This is a genomic window from Bradyrhizobium sp. HKCCYLRH2060 (assembly GCF_051168135.1).
In the GTDB taxonomy this organism is placed as follows: Bacteria; Pseudomonadota; Alphaproteobacteria; order Rhizobiales; family Xanthobacteraceae; genus Bradyrhizobium.
Window position 1 is genome coordinate 16,580 of sequence record NZ_JBNPUK010000029.1, and the last position, 14,626, is coordinate 31,205.

The 14,626-nt window shown below is 64.9% G+C and carries 12 protein-coding genes; 8 read left to right on the top strand and 4 right to left on the bottom strand.

Features of this window, described 5'->3' with window-relative positions:
• Positions 1 to 1,454: 1,454 nt before the first annotated feature.
• On the top strand, positions 1,455 to 1,814 hold the full coding sequence (locus ACQR10_RS32345; protein WP_316216058.1) for a twin-arginine translocation signal domain-containing protein: 360 nt from the start codon (positions 1,455 to 1,457) through the stop codon (positions 1,812 to 1,814).
• 95 nt (positions 1,815 to 1,909) lie between these two features.
• Here ACQR10_RS32345 and ACQR10_RS32350 read toward each other — a convergent pair whose 3' ends face one another.
• Together ACQR10_RS32350 and ACQR10_RS32355 are read right to left on the bottom strand one after the other, a co-directional pair.
• Positions 1,910 to 2,914 carry an alpha/beta fold hydrolase gene (locus ACQR10_RS32350; RefSeq protein ID WP_316216059.1) on the bottom strand — a complete coding sequence of 335 codons (1,005 nt, stop codon included), beginning with the start codon at positions 2,912 to 2,914 and terminating at the stop codon, positions 1,910 to 1,912.
• 105 nt (positions 2,915 to 3,019) lie between these two features.
• Positions 3,020 to 3,718, bottom strand: a complete 699-nt coding sequence (locus tag ACQR10_RS32355) for an ArsR/SmtB family transcription factor (protein WP_315714525.1) — start codon at positions 3,716 to 3,718, stop codon at positions 3,020 to 3,022.
• A 75-nt stretch (positions 3,719 to 3,793) separates the two neighbouring features.
• On the opposite strand from ACQR10_RS32355, the gene ACQR10_RS32360 reads away from it, so the two are divergent.
• Positions 3,794 to 4,108: an NIPSNAP family protein gene (locus tag ACQR10_RS32360; RefSeq protein ID WP_316216060.1), complete on the top strand. Its 315-nt coding sequence runs from the start codon at positions 3,794 to 3,796 to the stop codon at positions 4,106 to 4,108.
• A 46-nt stretch (positions 4,109 to 4,154) separates the two neighbouring features.
• Positions 4,155 to 4,973, top strand: coding sequence for an isocitrate lyase/PEP mutase family protein (locus tag ACQR10_RS32365; protein WP_315800942.1), 819 nt, complete (start codon positions 4,155 to 4,157; stop codon positions 4,971 to 4,973).
• 67 nt (positions 4,974 to 5,040) lie between these two features.
• Here ACQR10_RS32365 and ACQR10_RS32370 read toward each other — a convergent pair whose 3' ends face one another.
• Both ACQR10_RS32370 and ACQR10_RS32375 read right to left on the bottom strand, forming a co-directional pair.
• On the bottom strand, positions 5,041 to 5,349 hold the full coding sequence (locus ACQR10_RS32370) for a hypothetical protein (protein WP_315800941.1): 309 nt from the start codon (positions 5,347 to 5,349) through the stop codon (positions 5,041 to 5,043).
• Positions 5,350 to 5,562: 213 nt separating this feature from the next.
• A complete protein-coding gene (locus ACQR10_RS32375) occupies positions 5,563 to 5,979 on the bottom strand; it encodes a hypothetical protein (protein WP_316216061.1) in 417 nt (138 codons plus the stop codon).
• Positions 5,980 to 6,127: 148 nt separating this feature from the next.
• Here ACQR10_RS32375 and ACQR10_RS32380 point away from each other — a divergent pair, with 148 nt between their 5' ends.
• The 5 genes from ACQR10_RS32380 to ACQR10_RS32400 all read left to right on the top strand — a co-directional run bounded on the left by ACQR10_RS32380 (position 6,128) and on the right by ACQR10_RS32400 (position 14,449).
• Positions 6,128 to 6,772: a trimeric intracellular cation channel family protein gene (locus tag ACQR10_RS32380; RefSeq protein WP_316216062.1), complete on the top strand. Its 645-nt coding sequence runs from the start codon at positions 6,128 to 6,130 to the stop codon at positions 6,770 to 6,772.
• Between the two features lie 317 nt (positions 6,773 to 7,089).
• A complete protein-coding gene (locus ACQR10_RS32385) occupies positions 7,090 to 10,581 on the top strand; it encodes an indolepyruvate ferredoxin oxidoreductase family protein (RefSeq protein WP_434912201.1) in 3,492 nt (1,163 codons plus the stop codon).
• Positions 10,582 to 11,613: 1,032 nt separating this feature from the next.
• Positions 11,614 to 12,762 (top strand): thiolase domain-containing protein, encoded by a 1,149-nt coding sequence (locus tag ACQR10_RS32390; RefSeq protein WP_316183709.1) that lies wholly within the window; start codon positions 11,614 to 11,616, stop codon positions 12,760 to 12,762.
• Positions 12,762 to 13,151 (top strand): Zn-ribbon domain-containing OB-fold protein, encoded by a 390-nt coding sequence (locus ACQR10_RS32395; protein ID WP_434864140.1) that lies wholly within the window; start codon positions 12,762 to 12,764, stop codon positions 13,149 to 13,151. The genes ACQR10_RS32390 and ACQR10_RS32395 overlap by 1 nt, the downstream gene beginning before the upstream one ends.
• A 437-nt stretch (positions 13,152 to 13,588) precedes the next feature.
• Entirely contained in the window at positions 13,589 to 14,449 is an 861-nt protein-coding gene (locus tag ACQR10_RS32400) for a MaoC/PaaZ C-terminal domain-containing protein (RefSeq protein WP_434848749.1), read from the top strand.
• Positions 14,450 to 14,626 lie beyond the last annotated feature (177 nt).

A 14,626-nucleotide genomic window follows, 5' to 3' on the forward strand; every position in this document is an offset into this window, starting at 1 on the left:
AAGGCTGCTCGTGAGAAGCACAGTACGAAGGCAATACAATGCTCGCATGGAGGCCCTGGTCCAAAGCACCGCTTCTAATGCATTTGTCGATGGAGACCGATCCGATCCATCATACGGTTGAGTTCGAAGGAATTGTTAGCAGCCGTCACCACTGCGAAGCCGAGATAAGCAGGCTTTCAACTGGGAAATCCGCCTCGAATAGGCGCTCGCCAAGCAAGTTATATTCGTACCACAGGCATTTCGATCGTTGGACAACCAACTCTTCTCGGTTGCAGCCAATCTTGAAGAGCTTGCCGCGTCACCGTTGCTGCGAGCGTAAGCCTGAGCCGATGTATACAAAGCATCGAGATTTTGATCGAGCTGAGCTAGGCCGTCGTCTGAACAGACAGTTCTTTCCGCCTCATTCAATCGAGCGGAGCAGGAGAAGCTCGGAGAGACGGAGGGGCGAGGCGGTGGCGGAGGCGGCGGTAACGGGGCCGGCGCCGGTACTGGTACCGGGCTATCGGCTTGCTCGAAAGCAGCTGACTTGAAACAGACGTCCCCACCGCTCTTCAGCTCCCAGACCATTCTTGTCCGCTGGTTGGTGGTGAGTATCAGGTAAAAGCAGGTGAATCCTGGGCCCGAGATTCGGAAATTTGATCCGTCTTCTCCATTGGATGGACCTATCGTGGCTTGGCCAAGTATCGGCAAACTAGCCTCTCTTTGACCCAGGCTAATCATATTAAACACGACGTGCGGTCCTGGCGGATTTACTGCCACCCACACACCGTTGAAAATCTGCGTTGGGTCGCCCTGCGCCTGAGCGCCGACGGCTGAGGCCAGGAAGCTCAACGATACCAAGGTAATGGAACGACAAAACACTGTTTGCTCTGAACGTTTCTTCAATTCGGGTACTCAGTCTAATCCGCTCGCCAGCGGCTGATCAAGCTATACTCGACTGGACCGCGTCCGCTCCTCCCGAGGCCGGATCACTATCGCTGCACCATGTCCGATCCTCAAGTGTTGGTCGTCCGAACGCGTAGTTCCCCGCCTATTCAAGGGCTGCCGCGCGAGCGTCGTCCTGAATCGTAGTCGACAACATTGAACATCGGAGCTTCTGAACCTGGCTATGGCATTGAGGTGTATGGTCGTCGCAAGCGTCGCACTCGCTGCAAACCCATCGGCCGCTGCGCCGCCATCAGCCGCGCCGCTCGACGATGGCGCCGCGGTGGAGCGTGCGATCGGCGGCGCGAGATGAAACGCCTGACCGCCGATTTCAATCGCGACTGGCCCGACGTGACCCGGACGCGCGAGAGCTTCGTGCTGGCGCAGACGGTCGACGGCTGAGCTTGCGTTGCCTTCGACGACGAAGGCGTGGCGCTTCCATCACCGTACTGCGATCCGGTTCAGCTCACGTTCAGGTGATCGGCCGAATACTCCGTCATGCTCTGGCTCGTGGATCATGGAGGCGTGCGATGGAACGACGGAATTTCCTCAAGCTGGCATTGGGGCTCGGCTGTGCAGCGGCGGCCGGCGCCGTGCTTCGCACCAGCGATGCGGTCGCCGCGCCGCTCTCGCCGTCGCCGCTGAACGAAGCCGCGCCTTCAGCCAGGGATCAGCACGTCGAGCGCGCGGTCGGCTCGCAGGACGAGGCCGATCGGCTCGCGCCGGAGCAGGTGCGCTGGGGACACCACGGTCATCATCACGGACATCACGGCCACGGCCATCACTGGGGCTGGCGCCGGCGGCATTGGGGTTGGCGGCGCCGCCATTGGGGCTGGCGTCACCATCATCGGCACTGGCGCCGCCATTGGCATCGGCGCCACTCCTGGTGATCGGCCCGGCCGCCTTGCGGCCAGGCGCCGTTTCGGACTCGTGATTGCGGCACGGCAGGGATCGGCGCGATCCCTGCCGGTCGTGTCCGTTTGAACTACCTGCCGAGGAAGTCCAGCAGCAGCGCGTCGTATTTGTCCGGCGCGTCGAGGAAGACGAGGTGGCCGGCATTGGCGACCACCTCGGCGCGGGCATCGCGCATCCGGCTGGCCAGGTCCTTTGCCAGCTCGGCGTTCTGGCCCATCTTCGCTCTCAAGGCTTCCGGCGCGTTCGGCCGTCCCGGCGCGTTGTGATCGTCCGCGCCCATGATGAACAGCGTCGGCTGCGTCAGCAGCGGGATCTCGTGCACCACCGGCTCGCGGTAGATCATCTGATAGGAGCTGACGAAGCTCTTCAGCCAGCGCGGATAGTCGGCGCTTTGCTTCAGGTTGAAGCGGGCATCGATGAACGGCGTGACCTGCTCCGGCGGCAGCTTCAGCGCGTAGTTGGTCTCCAGCTGCTTGCGATAGCCGTCCGACGTCAGCCGGTCCTCGCTCTCGCTGATCTTTTCCGACGGGACCGGCGGCACGTAGGCGCGGTAGTCCTCGAGCCCGATCGGTGCGGTCAGCACGAGATGCGCGACCCGGTCGGGATAGGCGCGGGCGATGCGGACGGCCAGCATGCCGCCCATCGAATGCGCGACGATGTCGGCCTTGGCGATGCCGAGGTGATCGAGCAGCGTCATGGTGTTGCGCGCCAGCGTGTCGAAATGCAGTTCGCCCGACGGCTTGGTTGATTTGCCGAAGCCGACCTGGTCGGGCACCACGACGCGGAAGCCGGCGTCGGTCAGTGTCTTGATCACGGGCGCCCAGTAGCTCGAGGGGAAGTTGCGGCCGTGGAGCAGCAGCGCAACGCGGCCGTTCGGCTGCGCCGGCGCGACATCCATGTAGGCCATGCGCAGCTGCTCGCTGTCGTTGACCAAGGGCAGCAGGCTGACCGGGTAGGGATAGGCGAAGCCTTCGAGGTTGATGCCATAGGGCTCGCGCGGCATCTCCGCAGCGCGGGCGGCGATCGGCGCGACGGTGAGCAGGGCAGCGCAGAGCGCGGCAGCGAAACGGGACATGGAGACTCCGGGAGCGAGATGGGGTCGTCAACCGTCTCGCCGTGCCCTGCGTTCGCTCTGGCCGCAATGCACGAAGGCATTGCTGCGATAAACAGCACGTGATCGTCAGTCCTCGGCCGGACCGAACAGCGCCGCGAAATGCTTTTCGCCGGCGCGGCTGAAATTGACCACGCGACTGCCTGGAGTGGCATCGCGCGCCGCCCATTTCAGCTCGGTGAAGCGCTTCATCAACGCTGCGCCGAGCGTGCCGGCGAGATGATGCCGCCGCGCGCTCCAGTCGAGGCAGGCCTTGCAGACGGGCCGGCGCGGATGCGCCAGCATTTCCGGCGAGATCCGCAAATGCTGCGCCAGGAAATGTTTGCCGTCCTCGGTCAGCACGATCTCCTGCTTGCGCCGGCGCACCAGCTTCTGCCGGGTCATGCTATCGAGCATCTGCACGCCGAGATCGCCGGCAAGATGATCGTAGCAGATGCGCGCCCGCCGCAGCTCCGGCTCCTTCGGCCCGGTGCGCACCCGCATGTGGCCGGCGCGCGCGGCAAGGCCGGCGAGCTTCTCCAGCACGTCGGCGACGTCCGGATCGGCGAGCCGGTAGTAGCGGTGACGGCCCTGTTTTTCCGGCTCGACCAGGCCGCCGCCTTCGAGCTTGGCAAGATGCGAGCTCGCCGTCTGCGGCGTCACGCCCGCTTCCTGGGCGAGCTCGGTCGCGGTCAGCGCCCGGCCCGAGAGCAGCGCCGTCAGCATGTTGGCGCGGGCGGGATCGCCGACCAGCGCCGCCACCATCGCAATGTCCGGACCCGATTTCATAGTTCGATGCTAGCCGAAGCATTCTCGCCCCGCAAGCGGATAGTGTCGATGATACGAAACTTACCGGAGGTTGTCATGGCCATCACCGTCTTCATCCGCTATCGCATCGATCCGTTCAAGCGCGACGTGTTCGAAGCCTACGCCAGGCGCTGGCTGTCGATCATTCCCCGCTGCGGCGGCGACCTGATCGGCTATTTCATGCCTCATGAAGGCACCAACGACGTCGCCTATGGCCTGATTTCATTCGACAGTCTCGCGGCTTACGAGCGCTATCGCGCAACCTTGCGCAGCGATGGCGAGGGACGGGCGAACTTCGCACTCGCGGAGGAGCACAAACTCATTCTGGGCGAAGAACGAACATTTCTGCGCAATGTCGTGGCGGCGCCATGAGAGCGGGACTATCCTGGTGCAACGAAGAGATGCATGGGAGGATGACATGACGGTGACCAGCACGGCGGACAAGCGCGCGGCCTTTCGCAAATTGCACGAGGCCGGCTGCTTTATTTTGCCGAACCCGTTCGATGCCGGCACGGCGAAAATGCTGCAGCATCTCGGCTTCAAGGCGATCGCCTCGACCAGCGCCGGCTTCGCGTGGTCGATTGGCAAGGCCGACACCGGCACGACGCTCGACGAGATGCTCGCGCATCTAGCGGCGCTGTCAGCGGCGGTCGACATTCCCGTCAATGCCGATTTCGAGGGCGGCTTCGCCGATGCCCCCGAGGGCGTGGCCGCCAACGTCACGCGTGCGGTCGCGACCGGCGTCGCGGGTCTGTCGATCGAGGACTCCACGGGTGACAAGGATGATCCGCTCTACGAACGCGAACTGGCGGTGGCGCGCATCCGCGCCGCGCGCCAGGCGATCGATGCCAGCGGCGGCGATGTCCTGCTGACCGGCCGCTGCGAGGCTTTTCTCTGGGGCAAGCCCGACCTCGCGCTGGTGACCGAGCGTCTCACGGCCTATGCCGAGGCTGGCGCGGATTGTCTCTACGCCCCCGGGATCAAGTCGGTCGAGGAGATCATAGCGGTCGTCAAAGCGGTGGCGCCAAAGCCGGTCAACCTGCTGATCGGGGCGTCCGGTCTCTCACTCAGCCAGGCCGCCGAGCTCGGCGTGCGCCGCATCAGCGTCGGCGGTTCGCTGGCTCGGATGGCCTGGGCCGGCTTCATGCGCGCGGCCAGGGAGATGGCCGAGCAGGGCACCTTCACCGAGCTGGCAGGCGGCTATCCCGGCGGCGAGCTGAACAAGCTCTTCGGTTGAGTTGGGCCACGCATGTAGAAAAGCCGCGGACTTGCCGCGGCTTTTCCAATCCGTTCGCTACGACTGTTCAGTAGCGGTCCGTTCCGATGCCGACGCTCACGCCGGGGGCGCGGATGCCGATGCCGTCGCGGTGTTCATAGGTGCGACGCTCGATGTAGCGCTCGCGCGGCGCATAGGCGTAGGAGTCGCGGTCTTCGTGAATGATCACACGGCGCTCATGGCGCTCGCGCCAGCAATGGCCGTCCTCGTTGCAGACCATGCGGACGGTCTGGACGTCGCGCTGGGGGACGGCCGACACATCGACCGAGAGCGGCGCAGCCTGTGCTGCGGTCATCACGAGCGTGCCTGCTGCGGCCGCGAGAATGAAAGCCTTCATCACAAATCTCCTCCAATCAGTGTGGGTCAAAGTGCCGCACAGGCAATCGGCAAGCGCGCAGATCGTTCCACCTTGAAACTCGTTTGTTGGCGCCATAACGCGCGCGCCGATATCGGTCTTGCTGATGAGCGGGCGCAAAAAGGCGGCGGATGATCGCTCATCCGCCGCCCGAGTTGAGAACGGCGGCATGCCGTTCGTGGGATAGTTGACGAATTACTTCGCGTTGTTGGTGTTAGTCGGAGCCTTCGGGGCCGCCGGCGGCGGCGTGGTGCGGTCGCCCGCGGCGCCGGTGGTCACGCCGGACGAGCTGTTGCTGCTGCCATTGCTCGTCGACGCCGACTGCGAGGCGGGCGTCGTGCTCGCCTGATCGCTCCGCATCGACATGTTGTTGAGGCCGTAGAACACGGCGCCGAGCAGGATCGCGATGCCCAGGGCGTAGGCGGCAATACGGCCGGTCGAGGCGGAGCCTTCCCTCAGCTCGGGATCGGGCTGCAGCTGGCTGTCCATCCGCGCCGCGCGCTCGTACTCGGCAGCGGTCATGTCAGCACCGGCCATGCCGGGGCGCGTGGTCATGTCCGGCCGGTTGATGCCGTCGGGATAGCGTTCGTTCGGGAGCCGTTCGTTGGCCATGATGTCCTCCTTTGCGATTGTCACCCGACAACCAGCGCAGCCCCGGCTCTGTTCCGCGAAACCTTGCGAATTCCCCAGTCGATCCGTTGCGTGCCGCGCTAAGGTTCCTCGCCTACTTTGCGATTCTCTGTCCAGCTGGAGCCCCTCGATGTGGAACCTGCCGCCCGGTGACAGCGTGCTGCATCTGTTGACCTGGGTGGCGCTGGCGGCGCAGGCGATGACGGCCGCGCTCGCGGCGGGACGCCGCAGCATGGACTGGATGGGCGTCTGTTTGTTGGGGGCGATCACCGCGCTCGGCGGCGGCACCTTGCGCGACGTGCTGCTCGGCCACTATCCGCTTGCGTGGGTCGAGCGGCCGTCCCTGCTGCTGCTCACCGTGCTGGCGCCGTTCGTGACGATCGCCATGGCGCGCCTGGTTCACCGGCTGACGATGGCGTTCCTCGTTCTCGATGCCGTCGGCCTCGTCGTGTTCACGATGACCGGCTGCGACATCGCCTGGCAGATGAACGTGCCGATCGGCATCGTCATCGTCGCCGGGATGATCACCGGCTGCGCCGGCGGCGTGCTGCGCGACATCCTGTGCAATGACGTGCCATTGCTGTTTCGCGCCGAGCTCTACGCCAGCGTCTCCCTCGTCACGGGCCTGGTCTATGCGACGGGGCTGTCGCTCGGCATCGCCAGCGGATGGTGGACGGCGCTGACCTTCTCGCTCGGACTGTCGTTCCGGCTGCTCGCGATCCGCTATAAATGGAACATGCCGCGCTTCGTCTTTTCAGGTGAGGAGCGTGGCTGAACGGCGGCGGTCTTATCGCATTGCACAATTCGTTGGGGCCAGAATCGCGCCGGCCACAACGGTTCAGTCACCGTCCGCCGAGCCGCCAAAGCCATGGCGCGCATCATCCCATTTCGCGGCAGCCGCCGTTTTCGACACAAACCGCAAAAGCCGCAGCCGGCTGCCGCCACGAAATTGCGATTTCGGGTGGCTGCCCTGCGCGGACGAGATTTGTGATGCGCATTCTTCAAAAGCAGACATAAATGATTGGCAGAACGCGCGCTTCCGCCGTCCGGCGGCAGTCGCGCACCCCTGATAAAGCACGGCAAGAGGGCGGAATGGGACTCAACGAGAGCGAGATCAATCTCGACCAGAAATACACCGCAAGCTCCGGCCATATCTTCCTGACCGGCATCCAGGCGCTGGTGCGGCTGCCGATGGCCCAGATCCGGCGCGACCGCGCCGCTGGCCTCAACACCGCCGGCTTCATCTCCGGCTACCGCGGCTCGCCGCTCGGCGGCTATGACCAGCAGCTGTTCTCCGCCCGAAAACATCTCGAGCAGTACAACATCAAGTTCCAGCCGGGCGTGAACGAGGACCTGGCGGCGACCGCCGTGTGGGGCTCGCAGCAGCTCGCACTGTCGCCCGGCGGCAAGTATGACGGCGTCGTCGGCATCTGGTACGGCAAGGGCCCCGGCGTCGACCGCTGTGGTGACGTGTTCCGCCACGGCAATGCCGCGGGCTCCGCCAAGAACGGCGGCGTGCTCTGTCTCGCCGGCGACGACCACGGCGCCAAGTCCTCTACCGTGCCGCACCAGTCCGACCACGCCTTCATGTCGGCGCTGATGCCCTATCTCTATCCGTCCTCGATCCACGAGATGATCGAGATGGGCCTGCTCGGCATCGCCATGTCGCGCTACTCCGGCTGCTGGGTCGGCATGAAGGTGATCACCGAGACGGTCGAGACGACCGCGGAGATCAACCTCAACGACGAGATGACGCCGTTCGTCATCCCCACCGACTTCGAGCTGCCGCCGGGCGGCCTCAATCTGCGCTGGCCCGACGATCGCTTCGACCAGGACCGCCGGCTGCAGGACTACAAGGGCTTTGCGGCGATCGCCTTCGCCCGCGCCAACAAGGTCAACCGCATCACGATGGACAGTCCGAACGCCCGCTACGGCATCATGGCGTCCGGCAAGAGCTACGAGGACATCCGCCAGGCGCTGCGCGAGCTCGGGATCACCGAGGAGGTCGCCGCCAAGATCGGTCTCAGGCTCTACAAGATCGGCATGCCCTGGCCGCTGGAGCCGGAGGGCGTGCGCCAGTTCGCGGTCGGGCTCGAGGAGATCTTCATCGTCGAGGAGCGCCGCGAGATCGTCGAGAACCAGGTCAAGCAGGAGCTGTTCAACTGGCGCGATGACGTCCGCCCGCGCATCGTCGGCAAGATGGACGACCACGACAAGCGCTTCCTGCCGTTCGCGACCGAGCTTTCCGTCGCCTCGCTCGCGACATCGCTCACGGAACGCCTTCTCCGCCTCGACCTCAATCCCGAGATCAAGGCGATGCTGCGCGCCAAGGCCGACTGGTTCAACGGCCGCGACGCCTCGCAGATGCAGCTGGTCTCGCCGGTGGCGCGCACGCCGTATTTCTGCTCCGGCTGTCCGCACAACACCTCGACGAAAGTGCCCGAGGGCAGCCGCGCGCTCGCCGGCATCGGCTGCCACTTCATGTCGCTGTGGATGAACCGCAACACCGAGACCTTCACGCATATGGGCGGCGAGGGCGTGCCGTGGGTCGGCATCGCGCCGTTCACCAATGAGGAGCACATCTTCGCCAATCTCGGCGACGGGACCTATTTCCACTCCGGCAGCCTCGCGATCCGCCAGGCGGTCGCCTCCAAGGCCAACATCACCTACAAGATTCTCTATAACGACGCCGTCGCGATGACCGGCGGCCAGCGCCATGACGGCGATCTGTCGCCGCAGCAGATCACCTTCCAGCTGCATTCGGAAGGCATCCGCGAGATCTACCTGGTCTCGGAAAATCCGGACTCGTATCCGGCCGACAGCATCGCGCCCGGCGTCAAGCTGGCGCATCGCGATGAGCTCGACAACGTCATGAAGACGCTGCGCCAGACCAAGGGCGCCTCGGCCATCGTGTTCGTGCAGACCTGCGCCGCCGAGAAGCGCCGCCGCCGCAAGCGCGGCACGATGGAGGATCCGCAGCGCCGCGTCTTCATCAACCCGGCCGTCTGCGAAGGCTGCGGCGACTGCTCGGTGCAGTCGAACTGCATCTCGGTCGAGCCGCTGGAGACCGAACTCGGCCGCAAGCGCGTCATCAACCAGTCGTCCTGCAACAAGGACTATTCCTGCGTGAAGGGCTTCTGCCCGTCCTTCGTGACCATCGACGGCGGCAAGCCGCGCTCGCGGGCTCCGGCCGAGCTCGGCGACATCGGCGTGATGCCGGAGCCCCTGACCAAGCCGTCGCTGGAGCGGCCCTACAATGTCGCCGTCGGCGGCGTCGGCGGCACCGGTGTGCTGACCATCGGCGCGCTGCTCGGCATGGCCGCCCATATCGAGGGCAAGGCCTCGATGATCCTCGACATGTCGGGCCTCGCGCAAAAGGGCGGCGCGGTGCTCAGCCACGTCCGCCTGTCGGAGAACACCGCCGACGTGACCTGCTCGCGCATCGTCACCGGCACCGCAGATCTCGTCATCGCCGCCGACGAGGTGGTCGCGGGTGCCAAGGAGACGATCACGCTGTGCGATGCCGAGCGCACCCATGGCGTCATCAATAGCCATCTCATTCCCACCGCCGACTTCGTGCTCAACCGCGACTTCAACTTCCAGAACCGCAAGGTGACGAGCCTGCTGGAAACGGCGCTGCGCAAGGACTCGACGTTCTTCGACTTCACCAAGCCGGCAGAGGCACTGCTCGGCGACTCCATCGCCACCAACATGATGATGATGGGCTATGCCTATCAGAAGGGCCTGCTGCCGCTCTCGGCCGAGGCCATCGAGAAGGCGATCGCGATCAACGGCGTCGCGGTCAAGATGAACACCGAGGCATTCCGGCTCGGCCGCCTCGTGGTGGTCAACCCCGAGCGCGTCGCCGGCATGATGACCGGACAGGACGAGACGGTGCCGCCGAAATCGCTCGACGCGATGACGCTGGACGAGATCATCGCCCATCGCATGACCTATCTCGCGGCCTACCAGAACGCCCGGCTCGCCAAGCGCTACCGCAAGCTGGTCGACCAGGTGCGCGAGGCCGCCGACAAGGGCGGCTACGGCGAGGCACTGCCGCGCGCCGTTGCGATCAACTACGCCAAGCTGCTCGCCTACAAGGACGAGTACGAGGTGGCGCGGTTGTTCTCCGACGGCACCTTCGAGAAGCAGCTCCACGACGCCTTCGAAGGCGACTACAAGATCTCCTTCAACCTGGCGCCGCCGATCTTCAATTCCGGCCTCGATCCCCAGGGCCGGCCGAAGAAGAAGAGCTATGGCCCGGGCATGATGAAGATGTTCCGGCTGCTGGCGAGGCTGAAGGGCCTGCGCGGCACGCCGCTCGACATCTTCGGCTATTCCGCCGAGCGCAAGATGGAGCGCGACCTGATCGCCGGCTACGAAAAGGACGTCGCGACGGTGCTCAGCCTCTTGTCGCCCGCCAATGCCGACATCGCCGTCGAATTCCTGTCGCTGCCCGACAAGATCCGCGGCTACGGCCCGGTGAAGGACAAGGCCGTGCAGGACGCCAAGGCGCGCTACGCGCAACTGGCGGCCGACCTCGCCAACCCGCCGTCGGCGCCACGCCAGATGGCGGCGGAGTAGGGCCGTAGGGTGGGCAAAGCGCCGCCCCTGGCGGCGCGTGCCCACCGTCTCACCGCAAGTTCGGAACCCTACGGTTTCAACGTCATTGCGAACAGCGCAGCGACGAAGCAATCCAGAGTCCTACGGGCCGTCCTGGATTGCTTCGCTTCGCTCGCAATGACGCGGAGAGAGCCGTAGCCCGCATGAGCGAAGCGATATGCGGGACGGCTGTCCCGGGTGTCGCTGCGCTCACCCGGGTGACAGGCCTCGTTCAAATTCTGATTTGCAGATTTATATTGACGAATATCGGAAATCATGCTTTATTGCCGCCATCCCGCCTCACTCGGAAGGGGCGTTGCGCGCGATCGTCACGACACGCGGGGCGGGGAGCGATGGCCGCGATGGAGCCGCAGCGTGTCCTTGAGGGATGCGCGGACGAACGGTTCGGCGCGGACGTGAAGTCGCAGCGTGCTGGCACCCCGACGCTGGTGTCACGTTCGTGACGGCGCTGACGCGCCGCGCGGATCATGGTGGCCAACAAGCCCGGCGCACCAGGCAGACTGCGTATAAGCGTGAAGACCGTCGCGCAGGGAAGGCCGGGTGTTCTCGGCTGCACCTGTGGTACCTGCCGCCTGCATTTTTTTCGCAGGCGGGCCGCAGGCGTCAGCCGACGCCTGGCCTTCCCTGCGCCCTCCGATTCGACGAGGGCGAACAAGATCAGCATGACCCGGGCAGTGATGTCGCGGGAGTGCTGGGTCACGTGTAGTTCGATATGTGCTCGCTCGCGCCACACGATCGCTGTCGTCCCGGGCTTGACCCGGGACCCAAAACCACCGGCGGGTGTGAGAGGGCACGCGGGGCGACCATCGAGTCCAACAAGATCCGCCGGTGGTTATGGGTCCCGGGTCAAGCCCGGGACGACGGCTGAGTGAAGGGCGAGACCATGCGTCATCTCCACCGCGCGGAATATTTTCACCGCTTGCCAAGCCTCATGCGAGGGTCCAGAAAATCTCCAACCATTTGGGGACGAAACGACTGAAAGCGGAGACGGAATTGACCATCAAGGGCAAGGCCTACATTGCCGGGATCTACGAGCATCCGACCCGGCACGCACCGGACAAATCGACGGCTCAACTGCATGCCGAGGTCGCCAAGGGCGCGCTCGAGGATGCGGGGCTCAGCGCCAAAGACGTTGACGGCTATTTCTGCGCCGGCGATGCGCCGGGCGGCGCGTGGCCGATGGTCGACTATCTCGGCTTGAAGGTGCGGCACATCGATTCCACCGAGACCGGCGGCTGCTCCTATCTGATCCACGTCGGCCACGCCGCTGAGGCGATTGCCGCCGGCAAATGCTCGATCGCGCTGATCACGCTGGCCGGCAAGCCGCGCACCGGCCCGATGCCGCCGCGCGCCGCCGGCGCGGAAGCCGACTTCGAGATGGCCTATGGCGCCACCACGCACAATGCCTACGGCATGTGCGCCATGCGCCACATGCACGACTATGGCACCACGTCGGAGCAGCTCGCCTGGATCAAGGTCGCGGCCTCGCATCACGCGCAGTACAATCCGCATGCGATGCTGAAGGAGGTCGTGACGGTCGAGGACGTGATCAACTCGCCGATGATCTCCGATCCGTTGCACCGCATGGATTGCTGCGTCGTTACCGACGGCGGCGGTGCGCTGATCGTGACCACGCCGGAGATCGCCAAGAGCCTGAAGAAGCCGCTGGTGCGGCTGATCGGCCATGGCGAGGCGATGAAGGGGCCGCGCGGCGGCAAGGACCTCGATCTCACTTATTCCGCCGGTGTGTGGTCCGGCCCGCGCGCCTTCGAGGAGGCGGGCGTGACCCCGAATGATATCAAATACGCCTCGATCTATGACAGCTTCACCATCACGGTGCTGATGCAGCTCGAGGACCTCGGCTTCTGCAAGAAGGGCGAGGGCGGCAAGTTCGTCGCCGACGGCAACCTCATCTCCGGCGTCGGCAAGCTGCCGTTCAACACCGATGGCGGCGGCCTGTGCAGCAACCATCCGGTCAACCGCGGCGGCATGACCAAGGTGATCGAGGCCGTGCGCCAGCTGCGCGGCGAAGCTCATCCGAAGGTCCAGGTGCCGAATTGCGACCTCGCCATCGCCCATGGCACCGGCGGCCTGCTCGGCGTGCGCCACGCCGCCTCGACCTGCATTCTGGAGCGCGTCTGATGTCCGAAGCCAAGAAACTTCCGGCCCCCGTCACCAATCCCGAGACCAAGGCGTTCTGGGATGCCGCCGCCGAGGGCAAATTCATGATCAAGCGCTGCACGGCATGCGGCGAGGCGCATTATTTCCCGCGCTCGATCTGCCCGTTCTGCTTCTCCGACCAGACGGTGTGGGAGCAGAGCGCGGGCGAGGGCGATATCTACACGTTCTCGATCATGCGCAAGTCGCCGACCGGGCCCTATGCGATCGGCTACGTGACCTTGAAGGAGGGGCCGTCGCTGCAGACCAATTTCGTCGATTGCGATTTCGATGCGTTGAAGATCGGCCAGAAGGTGAGGGTTGTGTTCAAGCCCACCGACGGCGCCCCGCTGCCGTTCTTTACACCGGTGTAGGTGAGTGAGCACGGATGCGGCTCCACGTCATTGGGGCGAAGCGACGAAGCAATCCAGAGTCCTCGCGCAGCCCTGGATTGCTTCGCTCCGCTCGCAATGACGATGGGGCATGCATCTGCGTGCTCCAACAATGGTGTACCCTCTCCCTTTGTGGGAGAGGGTGGCGAGATCGAGCGAAGCGAGATTGAGCCGGGTGAGGGGTCTCTCTCCGCGCAGACAGTGCGGCTGTGGAGACAACCCCTCACCCGAGTGAGGTCGGAATTGATAGTTGCGCTGCCCTCTCCCACAAGGGGAGAGGGCGCAGCAATGGGCATCGGAAGACGAGCGTAGGGTGGGCTAAGGCGCGGAGCGCCGTGCCCACCGATATACAACAAGAAAGGCGGTGGGCACGCTTCGCTTTGCCCACCCTACAAAAGAACGAAGTTCGGGGAGGCGACATGCCGATCAACTACGATGAGCTGATGGCGATGAAGGCGATCGGGCAGCCCTATGCCTACGGTGATCGCGAGGTGATGCTGTACGCCTATGGCATCGGCATGGGTGCCGATCCCATGGATGAGAAGGAGCTCGCCTTCGTCAACGAGGCCACCGCCGAGCCGCGGCCGCTGAAGGTGGTGCCGACCTTTGCCTCCGTCGCGGCCTGGGGCGCCGGTCCCGGCGACATGAAGCTCAATCGCGTGCTGGTGGTCGACGGCGAGCGCGACATCACCTTTCACAAGCCGCTGGCGGTGGCCGCGAAGATCACGGCCGACTCCTCCGTGCTCGCGGTGTCCGACAAGGGCAAGGACAAGGGCGCCGTCATCCGCCATCAGACCATTCTGCGCGACGAGGGCGGCGCGCCGCTGGCGACGCTGGTCGCCTCACGCTTCGCCCGCGGCGATGGCGGCTTCGGCGGCCCGTCCGGCGGCATCCCCGACCCGCATCCGGTGCCGACCCGCGCACCGGACCGCAGCGTCGACATCTCGACACGGCCTGACCAGGCGCTGATCTACCGCCTGTGCGGGGACCGCAACCCGCTGCACTCCGATCCCGAGTTTGCCCGTCGCGCCGGTTTCCCACGGCCGATCCTGCACGGCATGTGCACCTACGGCCTCACCTGCCGCGCCGTGCTGCAGACCTATGCCGACTACGACGCCTCGGCGTTCCGCCAGCACGCCGCGCGGTTCTCGTCGCCGGTGTTCCCCGGCGAGACCGTGACGGTCGATCTCTGGAAGGATGGCGATGTGATCTCCTTCGAAGCGCGCGTGAAGTCGCGCAACGTCACGGTGATCAAGAACGGCAAGACAGTGCTGGGATGATCCTCGTGATGTGAGGCACAGCTGTTAGTTATCGTCATGCCCGGGCTTGACCCGGGCATCCATCCTCTTCTGGTGATGGATGGACGGTTCAGGAGATGGATGGCCGGGTCAAGCCCACGGCTGTCCGGTTCAGACAGACTGGACATGGTGCATGGCGTGGATTCTTCTGCGGTCTTG